Below are 13,834 nucleotides of genomic sequence, written 5' to 3'. Positions count from 1 at the left end.
TCCTAGACACAATTACCCTATACCCGATCTGCTAACAGGCATCCCTGCTTTGCCAATAGTGCTGTACCATAAGCAGCCGCTGTGTGAATAGATTTCAACATCGGTACCATGAGCTGACGCTCTCGAATCCTTGTCCAGGTAGGATTTTTGGCACCACCACCAGCTGTATAGACACCGGTTAACGGACTTGCTCCGAGCTGTTGCAACAAACGATACCCCCTAGCTTCAATTCGGGCTATGCTTTCAAGCATTCCTTGGAGAAATTCCACGGAATTATCGGGTTTGGGTTCCAATCTTGGCCGGAGATCAGGGTCATTAATGGGAAAGCGATCGCCTGGTCTAAGTAAGGGATAATAATCCAAGGCACTTTCTTGCTCCGGGTCGATTTGAGAGCTGAGACTTTCTAATTCTCTGTCACTGAAAAAGTGGCGTAGTACTGCTCCACCCGTGTTGGATGCGCCACCGGTAAGCCATAAATTTCCCAATCGATGACTGTAAATCCCAAATTTGGCGTCTTCTAGAGGAGTGGTACTCAATAGTTTCAATACCACGGTAGACCCAAGGGAGGTTACCGCTTCACCTGGTTGTTTGGCACCACTAGCGATAAATGCGGCAATACTATCGGTGGTACCTGTACAGACTAGACAATCTGGTGATAATCCCAAGCCGTGAGCTACCTCAGGGGTTACAACTCCTACTGGTGTACCGGGAGCCAAGACGTTGGGTAGCATGGGTGACACCGGTAGCTGTTTGAGCCAGTCAGGATAGCAAAGATTTTCAGGATTATAACCGAGCTTTAAGGCATTGTGATAATCACTTATGCCTAGTTTTCCATGCAATAGAAAGGCTAACCAGTCCGCTTGATGGAGGAAGTATAGGGGATTAGTTTCAGCAGAGCTTTTGCTGATCAGATCTGTACAGTCATACCACCAGAGAAGTTTGGCAAGGCTGGAGGTAGCACTTAAAACGACATGGTTGGGAGGAGCAATGGTTCTAAGTTGTTCCATCACAGCTACTCCTCGTGGATCGTTGTAAAGGATGGGTGCATCTACAGGTTGACCGATGCGATCGCATAACAAAACTGTTGCGGAGGTGCCATTAATTGCGATCGCATTAATTTCACCCTTGATTGACTGGGGAATTTGCTCAATCAGGGAAAATAATACTTTCTGCCAGTGTGTTGCGGTATCGATGGTGATGGCTTGGATTGGAAAGGGATATTGAGTCTCAGCAAAGATAGTACCAACAGAGTCGATCACTACTGCCCGTGCGCCAGAAGTTCCGAAATCGATGCCTAGATAGACAGTCATTAGGGATTAGGGATTAGGGAATTTAGAATTTAGAATTTAGAATTTAGAATTTAGAATATTAGAATTTTGAATTTTACCTCATTCTACATTCTGCATTCTACATTCTGCATTCCACCTTTAGCCTACTGCAAAACCTGTATATTGTCTTACTTGAGGATGGCGGAAACCAAGTACAATATCGTTTGCGGGAATACCTGCTTCCAGTAAATCGGTAGCAATCCCCTCTTCCGTATCATCGTATTGAATCCAGATTTTGTCACCAATTAAATCTAGGTGAATTGGTGTAGCGTGTAGGTACTGGTCATCATTCCAACCGATGTCTAATACTAAATAGTGTCCTCGCTGATCATCGAAAAGCACTTTAGAATCATAGCTGTCAGGTAGGGAAGCACGATAGTCAGCGTGTTCCATTAATACTTTTTTGATGATGTCTTGGTAGTTTAATCTGGTATCCATTGAATGAGTGTTTCACTATCGTGATCAAAAACAATTAATTTGATAATTTGCTTCTTTAGCAATACTTTTCCCAATTCTATGGTAAACACGTTTTTAAAGGTTAGTCTAGAAACGGCAAGATAAAGACGGCGCTCTACACCCATTTCATCCATTACTTGACGATACAGGATATACTGCCCTAAAGCCTGCTCTAAATCTTTTACATCAGACTTTCCTACAAAACTCTTGACTTCAACAACAATTTTTTGTATTCCTTTTTCAGCACTAATTAGACGTTCCGCACCAAGATCAGCAGATAAGCGTTTGTTGCCTATCTGTAGGGGAAATGGATCATGGGTAATTGTCCAGCCATCCTTTTGTAAGGCACGCTTAACCGTATTGTGGTAGATGTCTCGCCTTGCCATGTCAATCTTTTACCTCTAGCATCATCCTCAACTAGGATGGAAACTCAAATAGCGATCGCATCAGAAAAGCCATCCCTGAAACATGCCCTACAACTAACCCACTGAACACTAAGCACTAAGCACTAAGCACTTAGCAGTCCTTCCTGTCGCGGGTACTCCTGCAAAACCTCCTTCAAATACTGCCCCGTATAGGACTTAGGATGCTCTGCTACCTCCTCTGGTGTTCCTGAGGCAATTACTTCTCCCCCTTTATCCCCACCTTCTGGTCCTAAGTCTATTACCCAATCAGCACAGCGAATCACATCTAAATTGTGTTCAATCACCAAAACAGAATTTCCTTTATCTACCAAGCGCTGCAATACATTCAACAAGTGATGAACATCATAAAATGACAATCCTGTTGTCGGTTCATCGATTAAATACAATGTCTTTCCCGTTGCCCGACGTGACAATTCTGTTGCCAACTTCACCCGCTGTGCTTCTCCACCAGATAATGTTGGTGCTGGTTGCCCTAAGTGGATATATCCTAAGCCCACATCTACTAAGGTTTGTAACCGAGATGCTGCTCTTGGAATATTCTTAAATACCTCCAAGGCTTCTTCCACTGGCATATTTAAAATATCAGCAATGGAATATCCTTTATACTTCACTTGCAACGTTTCTCGATTATATCTCGCTCCCTTACAAATGTCACATTGTACATAGACATCGGGCAAAAAGTTCATCTCAATGATATTCACACCCTGTCCCGAACAAGCTTCGCAACGTCCCCCTTTTACATTAAACGAAAATTGCCCTGGCTTGTAACCTCTAGCTTTAGCTTCAATAGTTTTGGAAAATACCTCTCGAATGGTATCAAACACTCCTGTATAGGTAGCAGTATTAGACCGGGGAGTGCGACCAATGGGAGATTGATCGATTACGATTGCTTTATTAATAGCGTTGAGTCCCTCAACTTGACCCAATTCTTTGGGAAAGGGTACTTTACGAGTCAGATGATGTTGTAATGCTGGGTAAAGTAATTCGTTTACTAACGTAGATTTACCAGAACCAGATACACCTGTAATGCTGACTAATTTCCCTAGTGGTATCTCTACTTCAATGTGTTTGAGATTGTTACGATGAGCATTTTTAATCACAAAGGAACGACCATTTCCCTCTCGACGTTTACTAGGGGTTTCAATTACTTGCCGTTTTGATAAATAGGCTCCGGTTAGGGAATTATCAGTTGTGATTACAGTCTCTAAATCCCCTTGAGCAACAATTTCTCCCCCATGAATTCCTGCTTTTGGACCAATATCGACAATATGATCGGCAGTGCGAATGGTTTCTTCATCATGTTCTACAACAATCAAGGTATTCCCCAAATCCCGCAATTTGATCAGAGTAGTCAGTAACCGTCCATTATCTCTTTGGTGCAATCCAATACTCGGTTCATCTAATACATATAGAACTCCAGTTAAGCCTGCTCCAATCTGAGTCGCTAGGCGAATCCGCTGAGCTTCTCCACCGGAAAGGGTCATGGCTGGACGGTCAAGGGTAAGATAATCTAATCCTACATCAAGCAGAAATTGTAATCGGGCTTTAATTTCTTTGAGGGCAAGGTCACCAATTTGAGCTTGGCGGGGGGAGAGTTGTAAGTTATCAATCCGTTGACGACATTGGCGAATTGAGACACTAGTTAAATCATCAATATGATATTGTCCTAACCGCACCGATAGTGATTCTGGTTTAAGCCGTTTACCATGACACTCTGGACAAGGTTGATAAATTAAATACTGCTCTAGCTTTTGTTTTGATGCTTCAGAGCTAGTGTCTTTATACTGTTTTTCTAGGATTGGGATAATGCCAGCATAGCGTTTGTAGTACCCTTTTTCTTTGCCATAAGCAGAATTATTTTGAATGTAGATTTTTTCGTCGGTGCCGTAGAGCAGGATGTCTTGTTGTTCAGAGGTTAGCTGATTCCAGGGAGTTTGGATTTCAAAACCATAGGCTTGTCCTACGCTATAGAGTAGGGAGATGTAGTAGGTGTTGTCTTTTTCTGACCAGGGGGCAATAGCACTATATAATGGTTGAGTAGGGTCAGGTACTACTAGTTCTGGAGAAAAGGTTTGTAAATTACCGATACCGTGACAGAATGGACAAGCGCCATAGGGGGAGTTAAAGGAAAATAATCGGGGAGATAATTCTTCCATTACTGCCCCATGTTCTGGGCAAGCAAAGTTTTCTGAAAAGACGATTTCTTGGGGAATGTCTTGGTCAGATGAACTGCCATTTTTTGGAGGAGTACGTCTATAATTATGATCAGATTTGACATCTGCTGGCTGTGCTGATGTATTATCTAAAACTTGGATAACTGCAATTCCAGTAGAACGTTTTAGGCAAGTAGCAAGGGAATCGGTAATCCGTTCTTGAATACTAGGCTTTTTGATGAGACGGTCAACCACCACTTCAATGTTGTGGGTATAATTTTTATCCAATTCGATGGTATCGGATAGGTCAAAGGTTTCACCATCGACTCTGACCCGCACAAATCCTTCGGTGGCTAAGCTGGATAATAGTTTCTTGTGAGTGCCTTTTTTGCCTCGGATAACGGGAGCCAGGATATGGAAGCGAGTCCGGTCAGGCAGTTCCATAATGCGATCGCACATCTGGTCGATGGTCTGGGGAGCAATATTGCGATCGCATCGGGGACAATAGGGTTCACCAGCCCTTCCAAACAGTAATCGCAGGTAATCGTAAATCTCTGTAACTGTACCAACGGTGGAACGGGGGTTATGGGATGTAGATTTCTGGTCAATGGAGATAGCGGGGCTTAAGCCTTCGATGGCATCCACATCCGGTTTATCCAGTTGTCCCAGGAATTGACGAGCATAGGCACTAAGGGATTCTACATAACGGCGTTGTCCTTCCGCAAAGATAGTGTCGAATGCCAGGGAGGATTTGCCGGAACCGGAAACACCAGTAAAGACAATAATGCGATCGCGTGGCAGTTCCAGATCAATATTTTTCAGGTTATGCTGTCTAGCCCCCCGAATCCGAATGGTGTTTTGAGCAGAGTTAGGGGTGTGGTCTTGGGTGTGGTTGGGGTTAGAGGATTTTGGCATGACCGACAGCGGCTTTAAACTCCTTAACAATAGTAGCGCTATCCGTTCCTATAGTAATGTTAAACCTAAGCATTCAGACCTTTGCCGAACGCCCTCTAGCTTTCAGCTTGAGCGATCGCAGATTGAAATTGTATAGTTTTTGTATAGTTTTCAGTAAACTTGAAACACTCCAAACCCCACTCCCGAGCTCCTGAGCCCCCCTGCACCCTTGCCGATTCAATCTATAAATTAGATGCACCCGCAGCTTAGCCATTACCCGAGAATAGATCCCCGTGAAGGGATATTATAGTTACTTAAACCGACATGATCTAACCATTACCTCTAAGTCAAATGATCTTACTATGGAATCGAAAATTCTGGAATTTTTTGCGCAGTGAAAACCTTGATAAAGTAATGATGATTATTATTATAATTATTACTATTAACACCATCACTATATCATGGCTGGAACCAGATATCTCAAAAGCAGATGCTTTCTGGTGGAGCATCGTCACCCTAACAACTGTTGGCTATGGTGATATCACACCTGTCACAGTTGGTGGTCGCTTTATTGCTATTCTCGATATGTTTGTGGGGATTGGATTCTTAGCCATCTTCACCGCTACCCTCGCTGGTATTTTTGTCGATCAAAAAATTAAAAATGATCTAGGTATGGGGTCTTATAAATTTAACAATCACTTGATTATTTCCGAATGGAATTCTAGAGCACAATTTATTATAAATGAGTTGCGAAAGTTTCCTAAAACTCAAGATGATAAAATTATTTTAATTGCCAATATAGACCGGAAGCCTATCGAAGACAATAATTTGTTTTTTATTAAGGGCAACGTATGTGATGAAACCTTGAATCGAGCCAACTTGATCCAGGCTAGAACTGTTATAATTTTAGGGGATGACAGCATAGATGAAACAGCTCGCGACGCCAAAGTTATACTATCTACCCTGACAGTAGAAAGTATTAATCCCAACGCTTACACAGTTGTGGAGCTGGTAGATGAAACTCATGTTAAATCCTGTCAGCGGGCTAAGGTTGACGAAATAATCGTTAGCAGTGAGTTAAGTAGCATGCTCATTTCCCAAGCTGCTCTTAACCATGGAATTACCAAAGTTGTCTCTGAAATATTAAGTACTCAAAGTGGCAACAAGCTTTATAAAATTGCGATACCTGAATCTCGGGTGGGTAGTTCCTTTATGGAAGTATTTACGTATATGAAGCAAGCCTATCAAAGTATTGTCCTAGCAGTACAAAAAGGAATTGAAGGAGATGTTATCTCCAATCCACCGACAGATTATAAACTTGAGAATGGTGACTATTTAATTGTCGTTGCTCAAGATGAACCACGACCGCTACAGAAATCTTCAACGTAAGTGTGATATGTCACCTGTAATGTGTTAATTAACCATTGTAAATGGTTAATTTTAAATGGTTAATTTTAATTAAATTAACGAACACCCTTCCAGCATAAGTAGTCAACCCTAGATAATATCACGTCATGAGACAAGGCTGAGAGAGGCGGAAAATTATCAGTAAATTATCAGCAAATTTTCAGCCTCTATTCAGCAACAATTAAACCAAGAAACCAATAATTCTAGTCAAGCTACTAACCTAGGATTAACCACTTGATACGGTGCCAGCAAAATCAGTTTTGAACACTAAGTTTTGAACACTTAGCTGATTAACTCTACGGTAAGCATTCAGCTATCAGCCGTCAGTCGTCAGCTAATCAACGGTCGGTAGTAAACAAGCTGGGGCTGCTGATACGGCTGCTTGAAAATCCCTGCTTGTTTTACTCATCCAACCCCGAGCAGTTAAAGCATCTAATAGCTGTTCGCGTAGCGTGGCCATTCGCGTAGCGTGGCCAACGGCCAAGGCCTTTAGCTGTTCGCGTAGCGTGCGCGTAGCGCATTAGCTGATAGCTGAATACTTACACTCTACGGATAATGATGTAGCTGTATAGATAGTTGAGCAACACACTCATTGACAAATCTACCATATTGATCTCATTGATCAGAATCACCATGAAGCATTCAATTATTAAATCACTCAAAATCGTGACCATGGTTACGGTAACCTCTACACTAGCCATGGCATCTAGGGCAACAGCAGCCACCCTTAAGGTGACAATTGAAAGCCTGGCACCGGAAAACGGCACGTTATTGACTCCAGTCTGGGTTGGTTTTCATAATGGTTTGTTTGATATTTATGATCGGGGTGAGGCAGCTTCACCAGGACTTGAGCGGATTGCAGAGGATGGCAATGCAGCAGTGCTTAGTCAAGAGTTTTTTGCTAGTGGTGCGGGTTCAGTTGATGGGGTAATTCCTGGTCCAAATGGTCCAGTTGCTTCTGGGGATATTGCCCAAGCCACATTTACTGTAGATTCTACTAGCCGTTACTTCAGCTACGCAGCAATGATTCTTCCCAGTAATGATGCTTTCATTGCTAATGGCAACCCCTTGGCTTTTGAGATTTTTGATGAAGAAGGTAATTTCACTGGAGCTGACTTTACCGTTCTCGGTTCTCAAGTTCTGGATGCAGGTACGGAAGTTAACGACGAGCAGCAGACGACTACTGCCTTCTTCGGTCAAACTATTCCTGATACCGGTACACCAGAAAACGGAGTTGTCACCCTGCATCCAGGTTTTATCCCAGGTGGACCGATTTTATCAACTGAGACATTTGCTCAAGGTGACTTCACAGTGGATGGCTACCAGATAGCACGTATTAAAGTCGAGAAAGTGCCAGAATCTTCTACTACTGGAGGATTACTTGCTATCGGTGGGTTGTTATGGCTGGGTAGCCGCTGGCGTCAGAGTCTTAACAGATTCGCGTAAATCCCTTTGGCAATTGACCATTGAAAATTTTCAATTTTCCCTTCTTGATTAACAACAGTATAAAAATAACTAGTTCACTAGACTCAAGATACATGCGATCGCTTAAATCTCAGGCTTGACTTGGCATAGTGCGATCGCTTTTTTTAAACCAGTCTAGGGAAACTCAACACTGGCACGGCATCCATCAATATTTCCCGCTCTTGACGACACCCGACACCCGACTCCCGACTCCCGACTCCCGACTCCCGACTCCCGACTCCCGACTCCCGACTCCCGACTCCCGACTCCCGACTCCCGACTCCCGACTCCCGACTCCCCTTGACCAACCGCAAAGTTCAGGAGATAATTTTCTTGTAATTATTTAACAAATCTTAAAATACTAACCTTGCAGTACGAGCCAAGAACCATTTCTGACTACTACCGCCAGCGTTCTCGGCTAGTCTGGGGACGCAGGATGGCTTTGGTAGGGGCATTGATTACCTTTAGCATCAGGCTAGCGTGGGATTTCGTCACCGGTAGCCTTACCCAAAATCAGCCTCAACGAGCCTGGGAATTTCGCGAAAAGCTGACTGAACTTGGTCCAACCTTCATTAAATTGGGACAAATCCTTTCCTGTCGTCCGGATATTGTTCCTCCTATTTATTTAGAGGAACTCACTAAATTACAAGACCAATTACCTCCTTTCCCTAATCATATTGCCTATCAGTTAATTGAAGAAGAATTAGGGGATAACTATAACAACATCTATGGCTCCCTGAGCGATAAACCCGTAGCTGCTGCTTCCCTAGGACAAGTGTACAAAGGGACACTCAAAACTGGTGAAATTGTAGCAGTAAAGGTGCAACGCCCTGGTCTGGTAGAGTGTATTTCCCTAGATATCTATATCTTGCGGAAAATAGCAGCATGGGCGCAAGAATCAATATCCTTTGTTCACAGCGACCTAGTAGCACTTATCGACGAACTAGCTATTAGCTTGTTTGAAGAAATGGACTATAACCAGGAAGGTCGCAATGCGGAACGATTTGCCGAACTTTACGGTGACATTAACAATATCGCTGTACCACGTATATACTGGCAATACTCGGGGCGGCGGGTGTTAACCATGGAGTGGATCACTGGGACTAAATTGACGGAACTAGAAACCATTAAAGCCCAGGGATTAGACCCGAATACCCTGATCGATGTAGGATTTCAGTGTTGCTTGCGGCAACTTTTAGAAGAAGGTTACTTCCATGCTGACCCTCACCCTGGCAATTTATTGGCTACCCCTGATGGGAAATTGGCTTATCTTGACTTTGGCATGATGAGCTCAGTAGAACCGTCTTATCGGTATCGCTTACTGGAATCGGTTGTCCATATTGTTATTGGTGATTTTGAAGGTTTAGCAAAAGACTATAAGAAACTCGACTTTTTGCCACCGGAGACAGATGTGACCTCGCTGATTCCTGAACTCACTGATATTTTTGGTGGGGTGATGGAAGCTACTGTGTCAACATTCGGCTTTAATCGTATTATTCGGAAGCTATCCCCGTTACTTTATAAATATCCATTTAAATTACCCACTTACTACCTCCTGATTTTCCGCAGTGCCGCTACCTTAGAAGGGATAGCAATTAAGCTCAATCCTAATTTTCAGCCCTTCAATCAAACGTATCCCTATGTTGCTCAACGGCTGTTAACGGATTCATCCCCTGAATTAAGGACTTGTTTACAGGAGATTGTCTATCAGGATGATGAAATTCAATGGCATGTTTTGGAGGAGTTATTAGGTCAGGTGCGCACCAGTAGGAAGTTTGATATTAGTGCGCTCTTACACCAGGGTTTAGAATTTCTCTACTCCGAGCAAGGGAGTATATTGCGTAATGCTCTGGTTGAAGAGATGGTTACCAGTTTAGAGAATCTCTCATACAAGACTCTTGGCCAGATAACTGCATCGGTGGGCTTGGCGGTTAATGTAACTGGAAAATTAGAGTCTCCTAACCTGGAGCGGATGGAAAAGATTGGGGCTATGATTATTGAATCCTCTAGGTTTGACCTAGAATCGGTACCGAAGATGCTGGAACTTTTGTTAAAGCAGGAAACTCAACGGCTAGGTCAACAAATTGCTTCCGAAATTGCCAGGCGAATGTTTCGCTTGAGCGAAGAATCCCCGTCCTTATAGGCCGGGGAGTGTCAACATGATTAACGGTAAACTAACGGTAAATGTAGTACCATCTCCCAACTGACTCTTGAGAGAAATCTCACCACCATGAGCTTCCACACATTGTTTAACAATAGCTAGTCCTAAGCCACTACCAGGAATTGAGCCAACATTGCTAGCACGATGGAAAGGCTGAAACAGTTGCTGTTGGTCTTCTGGAGGAATGCCCATCCCCTGGTCTTGAATCCGGAAGATAACACATTCTGTCTGAGCAATCAGTTCAAACTGAACTGTTCCCCCTGTGGGTGAGTACTTAATAGCGTTGGTGAGCAAATTGCTAAAAATGTGTCGCAGCAATCGTTCATCCCATAGGGCTTCCCTCAATTCCCCTTGACTGGTAAAAACTAGCTGATGGTTGTTGTTGGTACTGATTTGTAACTCTTCCACTAATTGGTGACAAAACCGTTTCAAATCCAACCGAGTAGGTTGACACAGGAGTCTACCGGAATCAGCTTTACTGATTAATGAAACCTCATCCAACAACTGGGCCATGTTTTTGATGGCCGAGCGAATTAGCCGCAAATGAACCAGTTTTTTTTCTTGAGGTAATTGTTCCTCTTTGTCTTGGAGCAATCCAGAACAAAGGAGGATTGTATTTAAGGGATTACGAAAGTCGTGAGAGAGCATGGAAACAAATTCAGCTTTGCGCTGGTTGACTTCTTTGGCTCTAACCAACTCAGCGGTTTGTTCCTGAACCTGACTTTCTAGGGCTTGATTTTCTTGTCGTAATGCAACTGCTGCCTGCTTACGTTCAATAGCATAGCGCAAGGAACGAACCAGCATTTTTGCCTTGACTTGCCGCTTGACTAGATAATCTTGTGCTCCTTGACGAACTGCTTCAATCGCTAATTCATCATCATTGGTATTGGTTAGCACTACAATCGGTAAACTAGGCGCTTGCTTCATCAAGGGTCCGAGGGATGCTAGTCCGTGGCTGTCCGGTAGAGTCAGATCTAATAAGATCACATCGTAGGGAATTGAGATTGCTCTAGCCTCAGCGATTTCCTGGAGTGCATCCCGCAACCGCTTGACATGAACTAGACTAAACTGCCTGAACTGAGCTTCTTTCAAAAACTCTTGTAACAATCTGGCTTCTGCCAGGTTGTCCTCAATTAACAAGATTTTTACTGAGCCTTCAGGCATTACCTTTGAGTATTTATTCTGTGGGCTTATTGGTCTGGATTTCTCCTTTGATCGAGAATCCTGATTGGTTTCCTTGTTTTGTATTAGTCAACCCTGATGTCTAATCCTTAGTGTCTCATGGTTCATTCCTAATCTGTAATCCCTAATCTGTAATCCCTAATCCCTTTATTGTGATGGCAGGGTGACAGTGGAGAGCCAAAAGTCTTCAATTCCTTTGACGATTTTGAATAATTCGCTAAGATTGCGGGATTTGGTAATGTAGCAATTCACATGCAAGTCATAACTCTGGAAAATGTCATCCTGATTTCTTGAGGTAGTTAATACCACCACAGGAATTCGTTTGAGATTAGAGTCAGCCTTAATCTCTGCGAGCACCTCTCGACCATCCTTTTTTGGCAAGTTTAAATCTAGCACGATCAGGTCTGGACGGACGGCATCAGCATACTCTCCTTCTTGGTGTAAGTAAGCCATAGCGTCCATGCCATTTCGGACTGTTACTACCTGGTGGGGTACCGAGCTATTTTTTAACGCTTCTTGGATTAAGCGAATATCGGCTTTATTGTCTTCAACCAAAAATATGATTTTGTGTCTTTCGTGCAACATTTAACCTCTCTAAACCTACCCATCAGCAGGAATGATCTGTATAGCACCAGGTGAAAACCTGGTGGTTGTTGCCGACAAAGCGCGGATCATTATGTTCCGCGCGCCATTCCAATCCCGTGGTAAAGAGAAGCCACATTTTGGGCATTGGAATTTTTTACTGCCGCCTAATTTTTCGTGAATTTGACCACATTCTGGGCAAGTTTTACTGGTGTAAGATTCGTTAACTAAGACAACCAAAACATCATGACGATCTGCCATTTGAGTTAAGTGCTGGCGAAACTTGTAGTGACTCCAAGTGAGCATGTTACGAGCTGTTTTCTTGTTTAATTTCCTAGCTGACTTTACTACCATCACAGATGTCTCAAACGTTGGTAAAAAGATAAGCTTGTAATTATTGACAAGGAAAGAAGCTGACTTGTTATGGCAGTCCTTGATTAGATTTTGAATCTTTTGGCGTAAACGATGAGCAGCATTTTTCATTGCTGCGCTTTGGCGCACGCTTCGCGAACGTCTCTGTCTTTTTGCAGAGCTTAAGTCAATACGACTCATCAACCGATCTAGTTGCTGACAGAGTCTTTGAATCCTGCCAATATCACCAGAACCTATTTCTACATAAGTTTTACCATCAAAACCGGTAATAAATGTTCTAACGCCTGGGTCTAAAGCTATTACTTTATCCTGAGCAGTAGGGATAGGTTCAATATATTCCGGAAAAATCCCGTACCATTTCCCTTTAATCCATACTAACTGAGTTCCATATATGCATTCTTCAGGGAAACCTTGAGGTGAACGATAAGACAAGCCTTTTACTTTTGTTGGGTACCAGCATTTTTTTTTGAAGTCTCCCGCTTTAAATTTAATAACTTGCCTTGTTTCTCGACAAGATTTAAACTTAACATAACCCTGATTGGCTTTGGCTTGCTTGAAACTATCAATTGCATCGGCTACTGCTTCTTGTAATTGATGACCTGGAAGTTGGTTTACCCAATCTGGTATATCAACTTTTCTCGCTAGTTTTTGTAAATCATAAGCACTACCTTTATAACCGTTTTTAAGCATGGCTACTGACCAATTATAGATCCAACGATAAGCATTAAGCCAAGTTTTCCAGATTTTATGAAGTTCTTTAGACGGAAACACCCTGATCTTTGAGACACTGTTGGGTGTCAACTTCACCGTCTGATTCCGAGGTTTTTTCTTGTACCGCTTTCGTGACTTGTTTTTGGTATTTTCGGAGTCCGTAAAGCCTAGCAGAGAAACAGTGGAGGATGGACAAGATATCTTCGACGAGTTCTTGCTCTGGGGATAATTTACGTTCATTGAGAACCAAGAGTTTAACTCCACTTTTTTGGCACAACCATTCAAGTAACGGAAATCCAAATCGGACTGCTCTATCTGGGTATGCAATGACAAATGCCGAGATATCACAGCTGTATATTCGTTCCAATATTTTGAGAAACTTTCGCCGTTTAAAATTGAGTCCCGATCCAACTTCTGAAATAACTTCAGCGTTTGGGTATTTTGACCGTAAAAATTCAGCTTGTCGATCAAGGTCGTCTCGTTGGGAGTGTGTAGAGACTCTTGCATAAGCGACAATGGGCTTACTCTGCGTGTGTTGTCCTTCAACACAAAACCTTCTTTGATTCCCTTGAGTCCTGATGCTGTCAAGTCTTCCGTCTTTATCCCATCTCCTGAGTGTTGTAATGGAGACACCGTAATATTGGGCTGCCTCTTTTGGGGTGACATATTTTTTCATAACAGCTTAACCTTTACAAATCT

14 protein-coding genes are annotated in these 13,834 nt (G+C 42.9%); 5 read left to right on the top strand and 9 right to left on the bottom strand.

All coding sequences use genetic code 11. The annotated features are described in order from the left end of the window. Positions 1-17: 17 nt before the first annotated feature. The 4 genes from F6K63_RS01715 to uvrA form a co-directional block, all read right to left on the bottom strand. Complete coding sequence (locus F6K63_RS01715) at positions 18-1,310, bottom strand: FGGY-family carbohydrate kinase (RefSeq protein WP_287310514.1); 1,293 nt, start codon at positions 1,308-1,310, stop codon at positions 18-20. A gap of 117 nt (positions 1,311-1,427) precedes the next feature. After that, entirely contained in the window at positions 1,428-1,766 is a 339-nt protein-coding gene (locus F6K63_RS01710; protein WP_287310512.1) for a XisI protein, read from the bottom strand. After that, complete coding sequence (locus F6K63_RS01705) at positions 1,751-2,170, bottom strand: element excision factor XisH family protein (RefSeq protein WP_287310511.1); 420 nt, start codon at positions 2,168-2,170, stop codon at positions 1,751-1,753. The genes F6K63_RS01710 and F6K63_RS01705 overlap by 16 nt, the downstream gene beginning before the upstream one ends. Before the next feature lie 122 nt (positions 2,171-2,292). Beyond that, positions 2,293-5,277, bottom strand: a complete 2,985-nt coding sequence (gene uvrA, locus F6K63_RS01700; protein WP_287310510.1) for an excinuclease ABC subunit UvrA — start codon at positions 5,275-5,277, stop codon at positions 2,293-2,295. Between uvrA and F6K63_RS01695 the strand changes: the two genes are divergently transcribed. Together F6K63_RS01695 and F6K63_RS01690 are read left to right on the top strand one after the other, a co-directional pair. Further along, positions 5,276-5,413 (top strand): hypothetical protein, encoded by a 138-nt coding sequence (locus F6K63_RS01695; RefSeq protein ID WP_154659628.1) that lies wholly within the window; start codon positions 5,276-5,278, stop codon positions 5,411-5,413. The two genes, uvrA and F6K63_RS01695, sit on opposite strands and share 2 nt — an antisense overlap. Before the next feature lie 257 nt (positions 5,414-5,670). Next, complete coding sequence (locus F6K63_RS01690; protein WP_287310509.1) at positions 5,671-6,645, top strand: potassium channel family protein; 975 nt, start codon at positions 5,671-5,673, stop codon at positions 6,643-6,645. Positions 6,646-6,997: 352 nt separating this feature from the next. Here the strand turns inward: F6K63_RS01690 and F6K63_RS01685 are convergent, their stop codons facing one another. Further along, positions 6,998-7,147 carry a hypothetical protein gene (locus F6K63_RS01685; RefSeq protein ID WP_165691804.1) on the bottom strand — a complete coding sequence of 50 codons (150 nt, stop codon included), beginning with the start codon at positions 7,145-7,147 and terminating at the stop codon, positions 6,998-7,000. 149 nt (positions 7,148-7,296) lie between these two features. Here F6K63_RS01685 and F6K63_RS01680 point away from each other — a divergent pair, with 149 nt between their 5' ends. The 3 genes from F6K63_RS01680 (at position 7,297) to F6K63_RS01670 (ending at position 10,270) form a co-directional block, all read left to right on the top strand. Beyond that, complete coding sequence (locus tag F6K63_RS01680) at positions 7,297-8,109, top strand: spondin domain-containing protein (protein ID WP_044491755.1); 813 nt, start codon at positions 7,297-7,299, stop codon at positions 8,107-8,109. A 128-nt stretch (positions 8,110-8,237) separates the two neighbouring features. Next, a complete protein-coding gene (locus F6K63_RS01675) occupies positions 8,238-8,474 on the top strand; it encodes a hypothetical protein (RefSeq protein ID WP_287310507.1) in 237 nt (78 codons plus the stop codon). A gap of 20 nt (positions 8,475-8,494) precedes the next feature. After that, a complete protein-coding gene (locus F6K63_RS01670) occupies positions 8,495-10,270 on the top strand; it encodes an ABC1 kinase family protein (RefSeq protein ID WP_287310505.1) in 1,776 nt (591 codons plus the stop codon). On the opposite strand, the gene F6K63_RS01665 is transcribed toward F6K63_RS01670, so the two are convergent. The 4 genes from F6K63_RS01665 to F6K63_RS01650 form a co-directional block, all read right to left on the bottom strand. Then, positions 10,265-11,452, bottom strand: a complete 1,188-nt coding sequence (locus F6K63_RS01665; RefSeq protein WP_287310503.1) for a hybrid sensor histidine kinase/response regulator — start codon at positions 11,450-11,452, stop codon at positions 10,265-10,267. The two genes, F6K63_RS01670 and F6K63_RS01665, sit on opposite strands and share 6 nt — an antisense overlap. A gap of 165 nt (positions 11,453-11,617) precedes the next feature. Next, on the bottom strand, positions 11,618-12,055 hold the full coding sequence (locus tag F6K63_RS01660) for a response regulator (protein ID WP_287310501.1): 438 nt from the start codon (positions 12,053-12,055) through the stop codon (positions 11,618-11,620). Between the two features lie 15 nt (positions 12,056-12,070). Further along, on the bottom strand, positions 12,071-13,195 hold the full coding sequence (locus F6K63_RS01655) for an RNA-guided endonuclease InsQ/TnpB family protein (RefSeq protein ID WP_287310712.1): 1,125 nt from the start codon (positions 13,193-13,195) through the stop codon (positions 12,071-12,073). Next, entirely contained in the window at positions 13,182-13,811 is a 630-nt protein-coding gene (locus tag F6K63_RS01650; protein ID WP_008177576.1) for an IS607 family transposase, read from the bottom strand. Before F6K63_RS01650 ends, F6K63_RS01655 begins: the two co-directional genes overlap by 14 nt. Positions 13,812-13,834 lie beyond the last annotated feature (23 nt).

This window comes from Moorena sp. SIO1G6 (assembly GCF_010672795.1).
Lineage (GTDB): Bacteria > Cyanobacteriota > Cyanobacteriia > Cyanobacteriales > Coleofasciculaceae > Moorena > Moorena producens.
This window is presented reverse-complemented; position numbering and strand designations above follow the sequence as displayed.